Source organism: Lentibacillus amyloliquefaciens (assembly GCF_001307805.1).
GTDB lineage: Bacteria > Bacillota > Bacilli > Bacillales > Amphibacillaceae > Lentibacillus > Lentibacillus amyloliquefaciens.
The window spans coordinates 1,488,364-1,505,619 of record NZ_CP013862.1 but is presented as its reverse complement, the minus strand read 5'-3'; the positions used below and the strand labels follow the sequence as shown (position 1 = coordinate 1,505,619).

20 protein-coding genes and 3 pseudogenes are annotated in these 17,256 nt (G+C 41.2%); 15 read left to right on the top strand and 8 right to left on the bottom strand.

Translation table 11 applies throughout. From position 1 onward, the window contains the following. Positions 1–497: 497 nt before the first annotated feature. Both AOX59_RS07605 and AOX59_RS20685 read left to right on the top strand, forming a co-directional pair. Entirely contained in the window at positions 498–1,691 is a 1,194-nt protein-coding gene (locus AOX59_RS07605; RefSeq protein ID WP_068444119.1) for a DUF4317 domain-containing protein, read from the top strand. Between the two features lie 179 nt (positions 1,692–1,870). Beyond that, positions 1,871–2,864 (top strand): annotated as a pseudogene (locus tag AOX59_RS20685) (virulence RhuM family protein). Positions 2,865–3,150: 286 nt separating this feature from the next. On the opposite strand, the gene AOX59_RS07595 reads toward AOX59_RS20685, so the two are convergent. Beyond that, positions 3,151–4,359 (bottom strand): alkaline phosphatase, encoded by a 1,209-nt coding sequence (locus AOX59_RS07595; protein WP_082684149.1) that lies wholly within the window; start codon positions 4,357–4,359, stop codon positions 3,151–3,153. Beyond that, positions 4,356–4,526 carry a hypothetical protein gene (locus AOX59_RS19570; RefSeq protein ID WP_156418658.1) on the bottom strand — a complete coding sequence of 57 codons (171 nt, stop codon included), beginning with the start codon at positions 4,524–4,526 and terminating at the stop codon, positions 4,356–4,358. The genes AOX59_RS07595 and AOX59_RS19570 overlap by 4 nt, the downstream gene beginning before the upstream one ends. Before the next feature lie 539 nt (positions 4,527–5,065). Between AOX59_RS19570 and AOX59_RS07590 the strand changes: the two genes are divergently transcribed. Further along, the gene (locus AOX59_RS07590; protein WP_068444116.1) at positions 5,066–6,010 is read left to right on the top strand and encodes a nucleoside hydrolase; all 945 of its coding nucleotides are present in this window, start codon (positions 5,066–5,068) and stop codon (positions 6,008–6,010) included. A gap of 42 nt (positions 6,011–6,052) precedes the next feature. Here the strand turns inward: AOX59_RS07590 and AOX59_RS20245 are convergent, their stop codons facing one another. From AOX59_RS20245 to AOX59_RS07575, 4 genes are all read right to left on the bottom strand, one after another. Further along, positions 6,053–6,241 (bottom strand): hypothetical protein, encoded by a 189-nt coding sequence (locus AOX59_RS20245; RefSeq protein WP_237049391.1) that lies wholly within the window; start codon positions 6,239–6,241, stop codon positions 6,053–6,055. 20 nt (positions 6,242–6,261) lie between these two features. After that, a complete protein-coding gene (locus AOX59_RS20240; RefSeq protein ID WP_237049390.1) occupies positions 6,262–6,585 on the bottom strand; it encodes a hypothetical protein in 324 nt (107 codons plus the stop codon). After that, the gene (locus AOX59_RS07580; RefSeq protein WP_068444113.1) at positions 6,582–7,055 is read right to left on the bottom strand and encodes a hypothetical protein; all 474 of its coding nucleotides are present in this window, start codon (positions 7,053–7,055) and stop codon (positions 6,582–6,584) included. Before AOX59_RS07580 ends, AOX59_RS20240 begins: the two co-directional genes overlap by 4 nt. 192 nt (positions 7,056–7,247) lie before the next feature. Then, positions 7,248–7,973 carry a prenyltransferase gene (locus tag AOX59_RS07575; protein WP_335338783.1) on the bottom strand — a complete coding sequence of 242 codons (726 nt, stop codon included), beginning with the start codon at positions 7,971–7,973 and terminating at the stop codon, positions 7,248–7,250. Between the two features lie 747 nt (positions 7,974–8,720). On the opposite strand from AOX59_RS07575, the pseudogene AOX59_RS07570 reads away from it, so the two are divergent. The 3 genes and pseudogenes from AOX59_RS07570 to AOX59_RS07565 all read left to right on the top strand — a co-directional run. Further along, positions 8,721–9,102, top strand: a pseudogene (locus AOX59_RS07570) (alcohol dehydrogenase catalytic domain-containing protein); the annotation flags it as partial. A 41-nt stretch (positions 9,103–9,143) separates the two neighbouring features. Then, positions 9,144–9,266: a hypothetical protein gene (locus AOX59_RS19160; protein ID WP_237049389.1), complete on the top strand. Its 123-nt coding sequence runs from the start codon at positions 9,144–9,146 to the stop codon at positions 9,264–9,266. Between the two features lie 139 nt (positions 9,267–9,405). Beyond that, positions 9,406–9,861 (top strand): PTS sugar transporter subunit IIA, encoded by a 456-nt coding sequence (locus AOX59_RS07565; protein ID WP_068444105.1) that lies wholly within the window; start codon positions 9,406–9,408, stop codon positions 9,859–9,861. 40 nt (positions 9,862–9,901) lie between these two features. Here AOX59_RS07565 and AOX59_RS07560 read toward each other — a convergent pair whose 3' ends face one another. Further along, positions 9,902–10,327 carry a hypothetical protein gene (locus AOX59_RS07560; protein WP_156418656.1) on the bottom strand — a complete coding sequence of 142 codons (426 nt, stop codon included), beginning with the start codon at positions 10,325–10,327 and terminating at the stop codon, positions 9,902–9,904. A 208-nt stretch (positions 10,328–10,535) separates the two neighbouring features. Between AOX59_RS07560 and AOX59_RS07555 the strand changes: the two genes are divergently transcribed. Next, a complete protein-coding gene (locus AOX59_RS07555; protein ID WP_068444095.1) occupies positions 10,536–11,009 on the top strand; it encodes an NUDIX hydrolase in 474 nt (157 codons plus the stop codon). A 33-nt stretch (positions 11,010–11,042) separates the two neighbouring features. Here AOX59_RS07555 and AOX59_RS07550 read toward each other — a convergent pair whose 3' ends face one another. Continuing rightward, positions 11,043–11,414 (bottom strand): DUF1360 domain-containing protein, encoded by a 372-nt coding sequence (locus AOX59_RS07550; RefSeq protein WP_068444092.1) that lies wholly within the window; start codon positions 11,412–11,414, stop codon positions 11,043–11,045. Positions 11,415–11,498: 84 nt separating this feature from the next. Here AOX59_RS07550 and AOX59_RS07545 point away from each other — a divergent pair. The 8 genes and pseudogenes from AOX59_RS07545 to AOX59_RS07515 all read left to right on the top strand — a co-directional run bounded on the left by AOX59_RS07545 (position 11,499) and on the right by AOX59_RS07515 (position 17,234). Next, a pseudogene (locus AOX59_RS07545) lies at positions 11,499–12,098 on the top strand (DNA-3-methyladenine glycosylase). A 330-nt stretch (positions 12,099–12,428) separates the two neighbouring features. After that, positions 12,429–12,746 (top strand): hypothetical protein, encoded by a 318-nt coding sequence (locus AOX59_RS07540; protein WP_068444084.1) that lies wholly within the window; start codon positions 12,429–12,431, stop codon positions 12,744–12,746. Positions 12,747–12,884: 138 nt separating this feature from the next. Continuing rightward, the gene (locus AOX59_RS19560; protein WP_156418655.1) at positions 12,885–13,037 is read left to right on the top strand and encodes a hypothetical protein; all 153 of its coding nucleotides are present in this window, start codon (positions 12,885–12,887) and stop codon (positions 13,035–13,037) included. Positions 13,038–13,137: 100 nt separating this feature from the next. Next, positions 13,138–14,955 (top strand): MotA/TolQ/ExbB proton channel family protein, encoded by a 1,818-nt coding sequence (locus AOX59_RS07535; protein WP_068444083.1) that lies wholly within the window; start codon positions 13,138–13,140, stop codon positions 14,953–14,955. Further along, on the top strand, positions 14,952–15,644 hold the full coding sequence (locus AOX59_RS07530; RefSeq protein ID WP_068444080.1) for an OmpA family protein: 693 nt from the start codon (positions 14,952–14,954) through the stop codon (positions 15,642–15,644). The genes AOX59_RS07535 and AOX59_RS07530 overlap by 4 nt, the downstream gene beginning before the upstream one ends. Positions 15,645–15,964: 320 nt before the next feature. Beyond that, positions 15,965–16,243, top strand: coding sequence for a YciI family protein (locus AOX59_RS07525; RefSeq protein WP_068444077.1), 279 nt, complete (start codon positions 15,965–15,967; stop codon positions 16,241–16,243). A 273-nt stretch (positions 16,244–16,516) separates the two neighbouring features. Continuing rightward, positions 16,517–16,999 carry a DUF2975 domain-containing protein gene (locus AOX59_RS07520; RefSeq protein WP_068444073.1) on the top strand — a complete coding sequence of 161 codons (483 nt, stop codon included), beginning with the start codon at positions 16,517–16,519 and terminating at the stop codon, positions 16,997–16,999. Positions 17,000–17,009: 10 nt separating this feature from the next. Further along, entirely contained in the window at positions 17,010–17,234 is a 225-nt protein-coding gene (locus AOX59_RS07515) for a helix-turn-helix domain-containing protein (RefSeq protein WP_068444070.1), read from the top strand. Positions 17,235–17,256: the final 22 nt, after the last annotated feature.

Here is a 17,256-nt window from a genome sequence, read left to right as displayed (position 1 = left end):
TTGCCGGCCCCTCCTCCAGCAGCATTTAATTGAAGTTATTGCCGTTCTCCATAGATAAGCCATAAATATCGATAAAGTAGATGAACAAACATTCAATGATTCTGATGAACTAAAGGAACGCTTCACTGAAATTCTTGAACATTTGGAGAGTCTCCTTTCATTATAATGAACTGTTAATAATTTTAAGGAGCCTTTTAATATTTTTCAACTAAGCGAAGTTCACTATATTTCACCAACATGAATAATTCTATTTTTGTCATATATCTAACGTATTAGACACATTTTCTATATAAAGTCCTTTGGCATGGAAAACCAGTGTGCCATGGTGTTTACATATAAATGATCCCCTGTTATAAATCTTCAAACCCTTTCTTCAGCTAGATTTGAAATCGAGTATTAATGATAAAGTACAGGAAAAACCTCCACGCTCTATGATAGAATAATAAAATGTACGTAACTATATGCTCATCAACTACCAACATAGGAGTGGAACAACTTTGGACAAAAAAGACATAGCAGATATCCGTAAACAATTCAAAGTGGAAAATGATTTATTGACGATACATGACATTTTTAATGTGTACATCATGAAAGAAACAAGTGAAATTTACCATCACCAGAGTATGCCGTTTGAAATGCTGGAGGCGGAACAGCAGGAGTTATTTATGGAAAACTTTAAAAAAGTGCTGTCCGGCCAACTAGATGAAAAGTTATTTGAATTAAAATTTCAGCGTGATGTGGACAACAACAGTCAGCTTATTCTTCATCAGGGCTTGTTAAGCAATGATACAGAAGAATGGAAAGGGCAGATGCTGCAGCTCGTTGAAAAAATGCTAGCGAATAAACAATATGAAATGGATGTTGTCGTCACCTTTATTCACGGCGAATATATGAAACCGATGAAGAACATGAGTGAAGAGGCGGAAGAAAGTGAGCGGGATACCGTTTATTCGCATCCCTTTATTTTATGCAGTATGAATAAAACGCAGGATCCGAAAAAAGAATTGCTATTTGACTATGTTGAAAAGGAATTTAAGTATAATATTGTCGTCGATCCGATTATCAATTTGAAAGCACCGATGTCAGGATTTCTATTTCCTTCAATCACGGATAATGCATCAGACGTCAATCATGTGCTTTATGCAGCAGGGAAAAAGAATGAACCGGATTATCACTTTATCGAAGAGGTTTTAAACGCGGAAGAGATCATGACCGCTGCCCAGGATAAATTAGTTTTTGAGGAAATTGTGAAAAACGTAGCGGGTGATCAAAAGTTCAACACATCCACACTTTCAAATGTATATGATGAGATCCATCGGGTTGCAGAAGAAAGTGAAGAAGAAGACAGACCGGCGCTCGACAAAAAAGATGTTGAACAGATTTTATCGGGCAGCGGAATAGAAGATGTCAATACGGAAAAGGTCTCGTCTGCTTTTAAAACGGTTATAGATGATGAAACGTACGAATTCAAAGCGAACAATGTTGTCCCGAAATATGATTCAAAATCGATTAAAATCGAGACGAAAATAGCGAATATTTCCATCAGCCCGCAAGATTTGAGACACGTCCGCCAAGTTCATTTAAATGGCAAACGTTTCCTCATGATGGAAGTGGAAGAAAACACAGTGATTGAAGGCTTTGAAATGATTCCGGAAGCTTTGTTTCAGAAAGCACCGGAGGATGAGGAATGATACGCTGAAGCAAACTGGAAAATATGAAGCAAATCTGAGCCCATCTCGGTGAGTAGGAATTTTTCAAGTATGCTTGAGTAAGATTGTAAGGAACATTTGTTTCCTTTTGGGTGATTTTTAAAGTATGATAATTAATAGGGTATCAATATAAAAGTAAGCTAATTTGGGGCGGTGGAGGGATGAAAGTTACTAATGAAACAGGCATCCTGATTTACCAAACAGAAGACGGAAATACCAAAATCGATGTCAGAATGGAAAATGAAACGGTCTGGATGACACAAAAGGCCATTGCGGAGTTGTATCAATCAACAAAGCAGAATATAAGTCTTCACATTAAAAATATCTTTGAAGACGGTGAGTTGGAGGAAGAATCAGTTGTCAAGTTTTACTTGACGACTGCAAAAGATGGGAAGTCTTATAAAACAAAACACTACAATCTCGAATTGATCATCGCAATCGGCTACCGTGTTCGTTCTCATCGTGGTACCCAATTTCGTCAGTGGGCAACAGAGCGACTGAACGAATATCTTGTTAAAGGATTCACAATTGATGATGACCGTCTGAAAGAAATGAGAAATTTTGGTGAGGATTATTTCGATGAGTTATTGGAACGGATTCGTGATATATCGTGCTTCCGAGAAAAGATTCTACCAAAAAATTACAGAAATTTATGCGACGTCGGTTGATTATGATCTAAATGCAGAAATCACACAGGAATTCTTTGCAACTGTTCAAAATAAACTTCACTTTGCTATCCATGGCCAAAAGGCTGCTGAACTCATAGCCGACAGGGCGAAAGCTGAGAACAAAAATATGGGCTTAACTTCATGGAAAGGTGATCAGGTACGAAGACAGGATGTCACGGTTGCGAAAAATTACCTATCTGAAAAAGAATTAAAATCGCTTAATCGTATCGTGACCATGTATTTGGATTACGCTGAGGATCAGGCGGAACGACAACAGCCCATGCATATGAACGATTGGGTTGATAAACTTAATGCATTTCTTCAATTTAATGAACGCGACATTCTTCAAAATGCCGGTAAAGTTTCAAAGATGGTGGCTGATAAGATAGCGATTCAAGAGTATGAAACGTTTAATCAGCAGCGGCTAGAACAAAATACAAATGATGACTTTGAACGATTTATTAATCAAAATCATTTGAAGAAATAAATGCAGTTATAAAGTGTTCAGTCATTTTAGTGATCGAAAGGAATCAAAGGGTGATCGTTTGGCATCAGAAACTACTTAATTAAGACATTGTCGTATCATTCGACGTTCTTTAACCAAAAATTCTTCTAACATGGAATAAAGACCTGAATCTCTCTTCCCGATCTAAAACTTGCTCAATAAACCCCCGTATCACTATTTAATAGCAATACGGGGGCATTGGGTGAATCCTGTTATTAAGCTTGAAGGAAACTGAAATTTTTATGCATTAAAAGCCTTTTTGGGCGTTTTAGAATAAATTATTGTTCAGTTTCATAGCTTCGGCAATAATTTTCGGCAGTTTCGTATTATCGTAAAAACCGGAAAATTTATCAGCTTTCGGTCCGAATGCATAGACCGGGATGTCCGCACCTGTGTGATTTGTGCTTGTCCAGCCGACACGTGCTTGGTCGCTGACAACACTGTTAATGGCTGATGCAGCATTGTCTGCTTCCTGGATTTTCTGGATTTCTGCATCTGTCAAAGTCAGTCCTGTGTTTGTTTCGACGACTTCACGAACGTTGGAGCGTTCATCGTTTAGCTGAGATGCCATATGATCACCTGTAGCCGTCACGTTTTGCAGGATGTCGGCATTCATTTCCATTGAGTCGTTTGCACCGGCAGTCATGCCGCCTGTGTCATGGTCGGGTGCAACAACAACCAGTGTTTCGCCATCTTCTTCTGCAAATTCGATAGCTTCCTGAACAGCCGCTTCAAAAGCTGCGGTGTCCGACATTGCCCACGCTGCATCATTGGCATGTCCTGCCCAGTCAATCTGGCTGCCTTCAACAGTCAGGAAAAATCCGTCCTTGTCTTGTTCCAGTGTATCAATGGCTGTTTCCGTCATGGCCGCAAGACTTGGTTCTTCCGTATCAGCACGGTGTAATTCGGGCGCAAGTGCACCACCTGCAAACAGTCCGAGGAGCCCTTCGCCTTCTTCGACATCTACATCAGCTTCTGATAGTTGTTCACGATTTTCTACAAAATCCATTCCTTGTTCTTTGGCCTGATTGATTAAATTGGCGTCTTCTTGATTGTCGCCTTCAGCTGCTGGAAGAAAGTTATTTTGACCGCCGCCGAGCATGACATCGACGTCGCTGTCAACAAGCTGTCGGGCAATCTTCGTTTCATTGTTGCGGTCCTCTACATGTGCTGCAAATGAAGCCGGTGTCGCATGGGTGATGGTTGATGTCGCGACCAGTCCTGAGGCTTTGCCTTCTTCTTCTGAAGCTTCAAGGATGGTTTTGAGCTCATTGCCCTCCGGATCAAGGCCGATTACACCGTTATTCGTTTTTTTACCGGTTGCCATAGCAGTACCGGCTGCAGCAGAATCAGTTATGTCAGAGTCTGCTGAATGGGTGGTGAACATCCCTTTTAAGTGGTCGTCCCAAACGGCTTCTTCACCTTTGTACGCCCGGTAATTGGCAGCGTAACCAGTGCTAAAACCATCCGGAATCATATAGATGACGTTTTCGACCTTATTATTTCCGTTTCCATTTCCATCTCCCGGTCCTGCCCAATCCGGTGGTCCAGCCCAACTCGGGGTCCTGCACTTGCCGTTCCAAGACTTATACCGGAAAAGACGAGTCCGATACTAAGTGCTCCAATACCAAATTTCTTTAACATGCTAGCCCTCCTTTTTTGATTCTGGTTAAAGCATAACAGTCGAATATTATGCTGGTTTTAATAGAGCGTAAAGAATCTATTAAAATTTTTCATGCTATAGGACTGGTACGTTTTTCATAGATACTTGATTAAAAGAAGAAGCTTCAGGCGGAGTGGCAGGTGGTCTTAAGTGCAAGCAAATTAGGTAATTCAATAGTAAATAGATAAACGGGATATTTTTGAAAGGTATTGCGAGGTAGCAGGTGAATCGTTTGCTTAAGAACGTTCATTCAAAAATAGTGTCATAGATGAATAATAAGTCAACTTTACCTCATAATAAAGTGAATCTTCAATCAGTAGGGGGATCCCCACAGATTGTTAGATGAACGAATCGGACATTTACTGGCAGCCATCCCCCCACCTAATCTTCATCGGCTATTCGAACATTTGAGGGGCGTCTGACTGCCAGTTACATGCGGGATAAATGACACCTTTACTTGTGCGGATAGGCAGTTGCTATTATATTATATATATCAGGAAAAGTTAAGGAGTTGTTCGCAATGCAAAACGAAAAACGCGTCATCTTAGACTGCGATCCGGGACATGATGATGCGATATCAATTATTTTAGCGGCTTCAAAGATAAGCCCGCTTAACATAGAAGCGATAACCACTGTTGCGGGGAATGTTGAAGTGGAAAAAAATACATTAAATGCGCTTAGGGTGTGTGATATCGCAGGCTTAACCGATGTTCCTGTCGCACAGGGGGCGTCAAAGCCACTCTTGAAAAAAATGGAAATCGCAGAGGAGATCCATGGGGAAACGGGATTAGAGGGCCCGGAACTACCGAGTGAACCAACCCAAAAAGCCGCCCGTGAGCATGCAGTTGATCTGATTATTAGTAAAGTGATGGCGTCAGATGGTGATATTACGTTAGTTCCGACCGGTCCATTAACGAATATTGCCCTGGCAATGATTCGTGAACCGGACATTATCCCGAAAATCAAAGAAATCGTCTTAATGGGCGGCGGAACGTTCGGCAACTGGACCCCGGCTGCTGAATTTAATATTTACGTGGATGCCGAAGCGGCTAAAGTCGTCTTTGAGAGCGGTGTACCTATCACCATGTTTGGATTGGATGTGACACACCAGGCGCTCGCGACACAGGAAACTGTTGATCAGCTGTCTGCAATAAATAATCCGGTTTCGCATTTTGTTGTGGATTTATTGAAGTTTTTCATCAAAACAAATCAGGATATATTCGGTATGGACGGCGGCCCGATTCATGACGCGTGTACGGTAGCCTATTTGATTGATCCTTCCATTTTTGACGTTAACCATGTACGGGTGGATGTTGAAACCAGAGGTGAATTTACATACGGTATGACAAGTGTCGATACGCTCGATGTCACTGGGCGCGAACCGAATGTCAACTTTGCTTATCAGTTAAACCAGGACAAGTTCTGGCAATTGTTTGAAGAAGCATTGAAATCCTATTCGGAATGATGGATAAGAGGTCTGCGTTTAACCCTTTGTTTGTAAAAAGGGTTAAACGGACCCGTTATCTGACTTTACGACATCATCGCTAACCCCCGTCCTCCGTTGTTGTCTGGTAATCCATTCATAAAAAAGAGCCGTCGTCGTTTGCGTAACAAGAAATACTGCAATCGAATACTTCATGCTGTAACCGCTCTGATAATGGATCATGTCCATAAACCGTGACAATTGTTCCATCAACAGTCCAAGTATACTCCATCCTAATACATAGAAAATGAATGTTTTTCGATCAATTCGAAAACGGTGATAGAAGTAAACAAAGAAATAGCTGAACGGTGCAAACAAAAGTAAGTGAGCAGGTCTATTAATTCATATTTATTTGAGTCGTTGACTTTATAAAAGTCCATCAGGCCTCCGCCAATGGTGAAGTCATAAAACGTGGAGGTTGTAAAACCCCATACTAAAAATAATAAGGTTATATGCCTCGGAAGCTTTTTGGGGAACATAAAAAAGGCAACAAAGACAACTACCAGCATCACCAAAATATATATTTCATTTTTATCGAATGTTTCCCATAATTTCATGTGTGATTCACCGCTTTCTCAGATGCTCTGTCTATGATGCTGTAAGCAATTAGTGCAGTGAGATTGAGCAGAAGGAAGTAAATGGCATCAAACCCGGGATTCCAGTTGGTGTATGAAGATATATTCAAAGCAGTCATAAGATAATTTATCCCTGTTAACAACAGGACAGCAGTTAGTATCGAACCAGCCTTCCAAAAGAACGCATCACGTGCCATACAAATATTCAGCTGTATTAAAACAAGAACGGGAATAATGATGCTGCGGTTCATCAAGTATGCCGTGTATGGAAGCTTTTCCTTAGGAAGCGTGATCAATTTTAATTCATCGGCAATAATCGACGAAAAGTTGATACTCACAACCAAAATGACAAGAAATACAAAAGTGTTTTCCACTAAGGACAGCTTTTTCTGCATAACAGCGAATATTGAAATGACTAGCCATGTCAGAAAGAAAAATATCGAAAAAGTCAAGGATAAGAACCTCCAGATAGGAAAGTTGATTGTAGTGTGACCTATCTAGTGCAATATATACATTAAAGGAAGAACAGGCATGGTGTGGCACTGGAAGGATGGAGAAAATAAGAATATTGGTGAACAGTGCCAGGCATCGGTCGTCGATAACAAGGCCAGTTCCTTTTTTCAATTAGAGAAACTGGTGCTGTTTTAAATAAAAATACCGAGCCAGACGCCGTTAATCATGGCAAGTATCAGGATGATTTTTTCGTACATCGAAACTTGATGGTGGTTATCAACCTGCATTTTTAGGACTAAAAAGATTGCAACACTCGCCACAGCCAATGTCCCGAGTGTTGCCCAAATACGGTCACCTCCCAGCCACACGGCGCATAGCCCTGTCAGTGCGAAATATAACAGGGCGGGAGACCGGCTGAATGGCTTTCCGAACTTTTCAGCAGCCCAGACAACGCTGGTTTTTTTGACAGGAGAAGCCTGTCTGTCAGCCTCTCGATCTGGTATATGATGCACCATTACCCAGGCCATACAAAATAAAGCATTGATAAGGGTGTTCTGCAGTGCCCATTCAGGAATTGATTCCAGCAAAAGCCATGGGCCTGCTATTCCCAATATTAGCACGGACGGGAACAAGGACAGCCATTCGCCGATAAAGGGGCGGTAACTGAGCAGTAATGGCCGGAGCGAGTATGAAACGGCTCCCCATATACCGATAGCAAGCAACAGTGCAATTTTATAGTAGTCAAAAATTATTAAGCCAATCACAATTAAACTAAGTGAAATGGTAAGCCATTTTCCCAGCAGCCAGAGCCCGCGGGCAGAGATCACACCCGTTTGAATAACACGGCTTCCGCCTGACAATATAGCCGGGCTGTTCTGATCTGTTCCTGAGTTGTGGTCAGTGAAATCATTCAGCATGTGTGTCAGGGCGCCGTGTATGAGGAAGGCTCCGAATATGAGTAACAGGAATACCAGGAGAAGCCTGCTATCTGAAACCGAATAATACAAGAATATTGGGAGAGTTGTGGAAGTAATGGTCGTCCCGCTGCAAGAGATCACTGCTATCGACCGTAAAAGAATCCAGCTATTTTTAAGTAAGGACAGTAACGATTCGGTCATTTCTTTTCGAACTCCTTTTCATCCTGCTATGACGTCACGCTTTTCATAAGAGGGAATTCAGCTGTCAGTCAAGGTAAGAATCTGTTCGGTCCCTTTATAAGGCCGGTTCACTTTTCCCGCAAACTTAAGGTCAGAAACCCGCTGAAAATTGGTAGCTGACTGGCGCAGATTCCAGCGTTTTTTCTATCTATCTACACTATACTTTTCTAGTAAAATATGAAAGTATTATCATGCTGGGGGCAATGATTACAGAAGGGATATATTTCATGTGAATCGTGTGTTAACATTATAAATTGAACTGTGATTGAGTTAAATTTAGTTTGTTAATAATCAGAATTTTTGGTATAATTTTATAAAATACTACCGCAACTGGCTCTCATAAAAAACATATCTGAATGTCTTTGTGACCTGCATCGTGCAGGTGAGAAAGAATCCGACATAACAGCCGGAATGTCCTGAGATTTTTCAGTGATTAAGTATTCTTAACCCGGTACTTAAATTATATGATGAAACGATTAAACCCACTATATAAAGGAGTCTGGCGTAATGAAAGCAGTGGTATGTATAAAATATGGTTCACCTGACGTTCTGGAAATCAAAGAGGTGGCAAAACCTGCTCCCAAGGACAATGAAATATTGATAAAAATTTACGCAACGACAGTGACATCAGGTGATGTGAGAATTCGGCGGTTTATAAGTCCTGTCATGTTATGGCTGCCCATGAGATTTTCCTTGGGTCTAAGAAAACCGAGAAAATCAATCCTGGGCATGGAGCTATCCGGGGGAAATAGAAGAAATGGGCCGGTATGTTAATAATTTTAAAAAGGAAGACCGGATTGTTGCCATGACGGGAAGCAATTTTGGTGCTTATGCTGAGTATGTTTGTTTGCCTGAAGACGGTGGAATCGCAATAAAACCTGCCAATGTGCATCTTTTGGCTATTTAATTGACAGCATTGCTTATTTTCTTTTGCCGAACTACGGCGATTACGACATGATCTTTGCCATCATCGTAGCGGTATCCGGATTGATTGGCGAACTGGCACTAGCTTTATGGCTTCTGATTAAAGGGGTGAAGGTTCGACATCATTAGAAGAATATTGTGAAAACAACGCATTATTCTATAAATTCGCTCATGTTTTCTGCACTTTCTATCCATAGTATGTTAACATTATCAAACAATTAGAATGGTCTATTTACATATGGAGACGACTGGTTAGGGAGTGAAAGAGATGGATAATTCCGAAATTCAGATATTGAATCTGGACGTATCGACTGATAAAGAAGCATTGAAGTACATGGGTGATTTTCTGGTGTTTCAAGATATTGCGGAGAAAGATTTTCCTGAAAAAATCATCGAACGGGAAACGGAATTACCAACCGGCTTGCCGGTCCAGTCCATTGGTGCTGCCGTGCCACATACGGATTCGATATATGTCAACAAACGCAGCTTGCTCGTTTCGCCATTGAAACAACCTGTTGTTTTCCGGCAAATGGGAGACCGCGACCAAGAGGTGAGTGTTTCATTTGTTTTTATGCCGGCAATTCCGGAGGCCGGTGACCATTTAACACTTATCCGCGAATTATTCACCTGCTTTGAGGACGATCAATTCACTGAAGCTCTTGCCAATTGGGACGGGCGAAAAGCTTCCCTGAAAAAATTGATTCAGCGGCGATTGGATGGATGAGGGACAGGCGGGGGTCTGTCCCTTGATTGGCTGAACGTATTCACCCATAATTTTTTTGATTTGCCAGCTGCTTATTTAGATATTCGTATATGTCGTCCAGCGGGTAACCGTGCATGTTGTTAATTATCAATTTTCCTTTGTTTAGTTTGATGGTGATTCCGTTTCGCTGCTTTATTACATCCCGGATATTGCTGAGTTTGGCAGTTTTTGGTTTCTTGGTTTCAATCAGTTGAATTTCATCACCGGTAATCACCACTTTTTTCTCACCCTGCAGCATGTAAAAAATCGGCACACCGACTGCGCCACCTGCCATCCCACCGCCAACTGCAAATAGAAGAACATTTAAAAATGTGAATTCATTGCCATCTTGGAGAGTAAATGCAAGCATGAAAATAATAAATGAAAGCGGAAGTCCTATCATCAGCATTTTTTTATACTTTCTGTTTGACCCTTTAAATTCCAACATATCACTCCTATTTGTTTGTATTTGGTTAAGTTTAACAAATTAGGATTAGACAAAAAAGTGGAAAATCGATACTTATTGTCGGCCTGTAATATGATCGGGAGGGACCTATGCTATTTCAAAAAGGTAAGCCGGCGGTTTGCGGGATGGAAAAAGTGATCGATTCATTTACGTGGATTGAAAAACTGCTAACGAGTAAGGAGGCCTTCAAATGGAGCACAATCATCCGAAACATATTGTTGCAGTATCCGGATACATAACGAATGAAAAAGGAGAGACACTGCTCGTCAAGACACATGCCCGCCCGGATACATGGGAATCACCGGGTGGCCAGGTTGAAGAGGGAGAGGCACTGGATATTGCCATGTGCCGGGAAGTTTACGAAGAGACCAGTTTAGTTGTAGAGCCATTAGGCATCACAGGAATCTATTATAACAAAACAAGAACGATACTATCGGTGGTTTTTCAAGCAAAATGGACAGGCGGCTCACTTAATATCCAACCGGAGGCAATCAAGGAAGCGGCATTTGTCAAATTGACCGAGACAACAATTGGTCAATTTATCACGCGTCCACATTTCAAATCGCGTACACTTGATGCCATGGAAGCTAAAACCTTTGTACCATATGAAACATGGAATATGGATACCAATAACTTGCTCGGCAGGTTGGAAGGTGGAGTTTGAGTGGACTTGAAGCAGCTTTAGGCCAATAGATACTTATTTCAATTCTTTTGCTTCCTCGTCATACAACGCAGTGCGTTTAATATTCACACCGACAAATGACTCCAGGATTGCCTGACCGCCGGCAATTGCCAGAATAAAGATTAAATACTTGGCTATATCAGGAACCCACAGATATATCAGACCGAGAAATATCGCACTCCATATTCCAGCACACCAGTAACAGGTCAAAAGGTAACCGATGTTGGATTTGGGTACCGTTTTTGTTTCATTTTGTGAGATTTTCTTTTTTGTTAAAAAGGGCTTGCGGATAAATTCAGTTATTTTATCAAACACAATTAAATGTGTCAGCCGGTAACTGGCAAGTAACAACATGATGAAAGTCATCCAGGTTAAATCAAGTTCCATAAAACAGATCCTTTTTCGATTTTTTCTTAGTCTAACCTCAATCAAGAATCTTAAACAGGACAGCCTGACAAGGAGGCGTAATCGTTGCATCTTTTAACAGAACCTTTGGATCAGTCATTCTATAAACAGCCGACACTTCAGCTGGCACAGTCATTGCTGGGTCAATTATTAGTGAAAGAAACAGAAGATGGGATTGCTGCTGGTTTTATTGTTGAAACGGAAGGTTATATGGGGCCAGACGATCGCGCCGCCCACAGTTTTAACGACAAGCGGACAAAGTGAACGGAAATTATGTTTGGAAAACCGGGGCACGCGTATACTTATACAATGCATACATATTGTCTGTTTAATGTGGTAAGCGGAGGTATCAGTTATCCGGAAGCGGTATTGGTTCGAGGTATTGAGCCATGTGCGGGTGAGGATTTAATGGAGCTAAGACGCCCCAAAGCAAAAACAAAAAAACAGTGGACAAACGGCCCCGGGAAATTAACGAAATCGCTTGGAATCACAATGGATGATTATGGGCACGCACTTGATCAATCTCCACTGTGGATTGCTGGCGGAAAAATAGTGGAAGCTTCCCAAATTGCCTCAGGTCCCAGAATAGGCATTGAAAACTCAGGAGAGGCAAAACATTACCCATGGCGCTTTTGGATTGATGGGAATGCGTTTGTTTCAAGGTGAAGTTGAGACAGAAGGGACCGGAACTCTGTCCCGCTTCCTTCCCCAGTTTCCATTAAATAGGGGAAACCAACAGTATAACCGTGAATGTTATGCTGTTTTTTTATCGATTTTGAGACAAAGGGGGAGAGGTGCGAGCCCCGAGGGCGGTTAATTGTGAATCTCGGCAACATGCGGTGACTTCAACTGGAAAAACAGACGGCAACTCATAGAGGCTGCCTGCCCCGAAACTTTCTAGTCTATAGACGATATTGGCTGGAGCGTTTATAATAAGATTTATAACTTAAATTGTTCGCTGAAAAAGGATGAAGCTAAGAGAGGGGAGGGGTTACATTGTCGAATGAACAAAATGACCAAATCATGCAGGCTATAAAAGAATTACATGCTCAGGTGAATGAGGGATTTGCAAAAGTCGATAAGCGATTTGAAGACGTGGATCAGAGGTTTGAAAAGATTGATGAGCGGTTTGACCAAATGCAGGAAGAGATGAATGCCAGATTCGAGGAAGTAGACCACCGATTTGATCAGATGCAGGAAGATATGGATGAAGGGTTCAGCAAAATGAAAGACGGGATGGCTCTTCTTGCTGAGAAAAACTTTGAGAACGAAAAGGATATTTATAGATTTAAAAAAGTAATTGGTCAGCAATAGATTGGGACAAAGGGGACGGGCCCCTTGTTCCAAATTAACTGACCATTAACTTTAAAGGGCTTTGCCATACGTCAGGTGAAGCTTTTTTTATATAAGCAATCTGCCAATATACTGGTATAATTACAAAGAGGCTCTATTTTGGCTTATGAGCGCTTAGGAGGCGAACGAATAGATATGGTGAATCAGTATACAGCCGCCATTATTCAGGCGGGCTCGGAAGTAATGGATAAAGATAAAGGCGTTGATAAATCCATTCGCCTGATCAAAGAAGGGGGCGAAAACAAGGTCTAATGACCCTGCTGTATTGCATCAAACTCTTACGGCTAAACACGCATGATTGGTCCAAGCCCTGAATACTTATAAACAAAAGGTCTTAACAGGGGGAGCAGGAATGGTCCAATTCATTCTGGAACTGTTTGCAAGCGAGCAAAAGGCAGAGGCGCTTTTAGCAAATCCAATCATCGAATTGATCTTTATGGTTTTGTTCGTCGGCTTTTTCCTGACACTTCTGGTTCATCTTACCATATTTATGAAACTTAAACGCATCAGAGATTACCTGAATCAAACGAACCGGATGGATATTCAGCCGCTCGAGGATTTTAAAGAGCAATTTGTCAGGCGCGAGCAAGAGGAATCGGTGAAGCCTGAAACCTTCGTACAAGAGAAATTTTCCGGATGGCGCATATTTAACGTGCCGGTTGTCAGTCTCATAAAAATAGTGCAGATGACGGTCTCTGTATTCATATTGATTGGGGTATTAGGGACATTTATTGGTCTGACGATATCGTTGGGCAGCATCAATGCAACGGGCAGCCAATTGGTGGAAAATGTGGCTTCGGTACTGTCGGGGATTGATGTGGCATTTTACACGAGTATTGCCGGCATGGGGCTGTCACTGATAATGACGGTCCTTATTAAAGTGTTTAACACGGAATATATGCTGACAGATATCATGTTAAAGGCAGAATCCAACTTGGAAGGAAACGGTCCTGATGGAATCAGCCGGCTGATTGACGTGTCAGAAACCATTAACGATTCGATTGGGAGTCTTCAGGAAACAAACCAAAAATCCTTGATCGGGATTGAGAATGCCTTTTCAGGTTTTCAGGACTATACAAGCAGTCTACAGCAATCAGCAGAGGATTTAGCAAACTTTAATGACGGGCTCTCAAACAATCTGGAGCAATTCCAGGAATTGTTCCATCATATGAAAGACGTGACAGATGGATTTGGTGAGTCGACTACAAAGCTGAATAACAACTTTGATTCACTGTTTTCTCACTTTAAAAAGATGAACGGGAAAAATGAGCGACTGGCTAAAGCGTTTGAAAATACGTATGAACGCGTGAGGGAAGTTACGGCAAGTCAAATCGATATGCTGAACCATTTCGAGGAATCGGTTGCTGAATTAAAATCCTTTACGTCGTCCATCATGGAAGGCCAAACGTCGATTCAAGCCGCGTTTGAAAATATAACGCAAAAAAATAATGACTTGGCGGAAAAAATGGAGGCGCATAATAAGGAATTTAAACAAGTTTTTGGAAGCGACCTTAGTTCGAAATTGACAGGGATTATTTCGAACTTGAGTGAGCTATCCAAGGACTTTGATAAAATGGGAGACTCCATCGCTCGGCTGCCGGAAGCGTTGGATGTAATTAATCAGACACAGGCTGAGTATAAGTATCTGTTGACAGACCGCTTTGATGAGCTGAAAGATTTCAACCGGACGTTTAATCGTCATTTAAAAGCGCATGACGAACAATCGCAAAATTTTGAGAGACAAGTGCAAGACGCAACACGTACGTATGAACAGATGGGCAGGCAGAATAACGAGCTGATCAATGAGATAAACAGGACGATTTCACAGATGAACAATACCATTAATCAGCGGGAAAACCAGATCGAAGCAAGTGTTGGTGTTTTAAAGGACACCCTATCCAATTACGTGGCGGCTATGGAGAGGCAAGTGGGGGACAAGCTTGATCAGGTTGCCCGGAATATGAATGATTCGATGGTCAAAACGAATGATGACATCAAGCGGGAATTCCAGGAGATACGGCGTTTATCCGAAGACATTCAGCAATCAAATGCGCGTTACACTCAGCAAATGATTCAGGATCTCACACGTGAGATACAAGGGCTGAACCAGCAGCTGAATACGCTTGACCGGCAGAGTGGACATAATGGTACAGGGCCTGATGCAACATGACGAGTAAATATCAGCGACTGTTTAAAAAAGAACAGGAGGAAAGTCATTTCTGGCCATCGTTTACCGATCTGCTGACAATTATTTTGTTATGTTTCATTTTAATTTTCATTGTGATGATGGTGATTAAATCCCTGCAAATTGAAGAGATGAAGCGAACGATCGATCAGATTATGGGTGTCCGGTCTGAACTTGTCAATAATTTACAGAATGAATTCAGTGATTCAGCCATGGGCATTGAAGTTGATGAGGAGACAGGTGCGATTATTTTTAATACGGAAATTCTCTTTGAATATAATGAATCCGAACTAAAGCCTGATTCCTTTCAATTTTTGGACGAATTTGTGCCGAAGTATCTGGATGTTTTATTGCAAAGCGGATACGAGGATTATATTGCCGAAATAATCATCGAAGGGCACACGGATCGCGACGGGAGCTATTTATATAACTTGGATCTGTCACAGGAAAGGGCGCATAGTGTTGCCGCTTATATACTTGGTGACGATTTTCCGTATAAAAACATTCAACAGCATTTGGAGGACAAATTAACGGTGAACGGAAGGTCTTATACCGACTTTCGCACGGATGAATCCGGCAATTACAGTGCGGATGCTTCACGGAGAGTGGAATTTAAATTCCGATTGAAAGATGAAGAAATCCTTGAGAAAACGCGGGAGATTTTGGATGAATAGCATGTGGCCTGATTAGTGAAGCGGGTTCTAACGTTTACTTCTCCATAAGTTCCGCAAGCTCTTAAGTTAAACGTGAACACCGCATTTTGTCATTATAATATATACGAACTTTTGTTTCCATGATGATTGCTTGATTTTTTCAGTTACATACGTATCTGGCAAGCAAGCGCAATTCCACCAAAAGAATTGCGCTTATTATGTAGGAATTAAATTCTCCTGTGTCGAAATAGTTAGACAGAGATAAGTTTGCAGATGCGAACAGGCTATTGTGTGACCACGCAAAATATAAGAATAGTAATACAACAAAGGAGTCGGTTTAAATGAAGTATTTTGCTGTTTTTTTGCCAATGAAAGATGAGGGAAAAAGTAAGGAATTTCGTCCGCAGCATCTGGCATTCCTAAAGCAAATGCGCGATGAGAAAAAGATTTTGATGAACGGCCCATTTACAGACGGTTCCGGGGGACTGGTGATTTATGCAGCGGATAGTCTGGTTCAAGCCACATCCTATTTAAAACAAGATCCCTACATCATAAATGGTGCAAGGAACTGGGAGATTCATGAATGGGCGATGGAAACAGATGTTGAATTTTATTTTTAACTTAAGAGATTGAAGTGTAGATCATTAAATTGATTGTCTTGTATTTTATCTCGAATATTAGGGTCACAAGTATTATTTCTGGAGGGAGACAGTGGTTCCTTTGTATTTATGATCAAGCGAATGGTTGTTAGTTAAAGCATTTCTATTAGAAGGAATGCTTTTTATTTTTGTCTAAATCGACACATGTACAATGTAATAGGATAAAAATATATTGTAATACGATAAATAACATGTTACGATTACCTGGAAAAATAAATAAACGAGGTGCTTTTCATGCGGCGAAGGTCAACGATTTTTTTAAAGATCGCTGTTTTTATAATCGGAGCTCCGGTTCTTGCTTTTATCTTATTTACTGTACCTATGATAGTCAGGAATGTAGTAGCAGGCCTATCTGGCTGGGATTATGTGATACTTGGCATATTAACGATTATGTACGCTACGGCAATCCCCTTCTACGTTGTGTTATATCATACATTTAAGCTGTTAAGCTATATTGACAACAACAATGCATTCTCGGATTTATCTGTAAGAGCGTTAAGAATGATAAAGTACTGTGCTATCACAATCAGCGGTTTGTATGTCATCGGATTGCCGCTTTTTTATGGTTTTGCAGAGATGGACGATGCCCCGGGTGTGATTGTGGTTGGTATGCTGCTCGTTTTTGCCCCGATTGTGATTGCAGTTTTTGCTGCTGTTCTCCAAAGGCTTTTGCAACAAGCGATAAAAATAAAAACCGAAAATGATTTAACGGTCTGAGGTGAAACAATTGGCAATTATAATCAATGTTGATGTGATGCTTGCAAAAAGAAAAATGAGTGTAACAGAACTTTCGGAACAGGTGGGAATCACAATGGCGAACCTGTCAATTTTAAAAAATGGCAAGGCAAAAGCAATTCGATTATCAACGCTGGATGCGATTTGTAAGGCTCTAGAATGCCAGCCCGGAGATATTTTGGAACACCGAAGTGATGATGATATGTATGATTCATAACAGACAAACGTCGATATGCGGA

Excerpts from the sequence above, each read along its gene's own strand:
- AOX59_RS07535 (WP_068444083.1), top strand. The coding sequence starts at position 13,138 with ATGGTCCAATTCATTCTGGAACTGTTTGCAAGCGAGCAAAAGGCAGAG.
- AOX59_RS07530 (WP_068444080.1), top strand. The coding sequence starts at position 14,952 with ATGACGAGTAAATATCAGCGACTGTTTAAAAAAGAACAGGAGGAAAGT.
- AOX59_RS07525 (WP_068444077.1), top strand. The coding sequence starts at position 15,965 with ATGAAGTATTTTGCTGTTTTTTTGCCAATGAAAGATGAGGGAAAAAGT.
- AOX59_RS07565 (WP_068444105.1), top strand. The coding sequence starts at position 9,406 with ATGGATAATTCCGAAATTCAGATATTGAATCTGGACGTATCGACTGAT.
- AOX59_RS07520 (WP_068444073.1), top strand. The coding sequence starts at position 16,517 with ATGCGGCGAAGGTCAACGATTTTTTTAAAGATCGCTGTTTTTATAATC.
- AOX59_RS20240 (WP_237049390.1), bottom strand. The coding sequence starts at position 6,585 with ATGAAATTATGGGAAACATTCGATAAAAATGAAATATATATTTTGGTG.
- AOX59_RS07575 (WP_335338783.1), bottom strand. The coding sequence starts at position 7,973 with ATGCTGAATGATTTCACTGACCACAACTCAGGAACAGATCAGAACAGC.
- AOX59_RS07550 (WP_068444092.1), bottom strand. The coding sequence starts at position 11,414 with ATGGAACTTGATTTAACCTGGATGACTTTCATCATGTTGTTACTTGCC.
- AOX59_RS19570 (WP_156418658.1), bottom strand. The coding sequence starts at position 4,526 with ATGTTAAAGAAATTTGGTATTGGAGCACTTAGTATCGGACTCGTCTTT.
- AOX59_RS07595 (WP_082684149.1), bottom strand. The coding sequence starts at position 4,359 with ATGATTCCGGATGGTTTTAGCACTGGTTACGCTGCCAATTACCGGGCG.
- AOX59_RS07590 (WP_068444116.1), top strand. The coding sequence starts at position 5,066 with ATGCAAAACGAAAAACGCGTCATCTTAGACTGCGATCCGGGACATGAT.
- AOX59_RS07560 (WP_156418656.1), bottom strand. The coding sequence starts at position 10,327 with ATGTTGGAATTTAAAGGGTCAAACAGAAAGTATAAAAAAATGCTGATG.
- AOX59_RS07555 (WP_068444095.1), top strand. The coding sequence starts at position 10,536 with ATGGAGCACAATCATCCGAAACATATTGTTGCAGTATCCGGATACATA.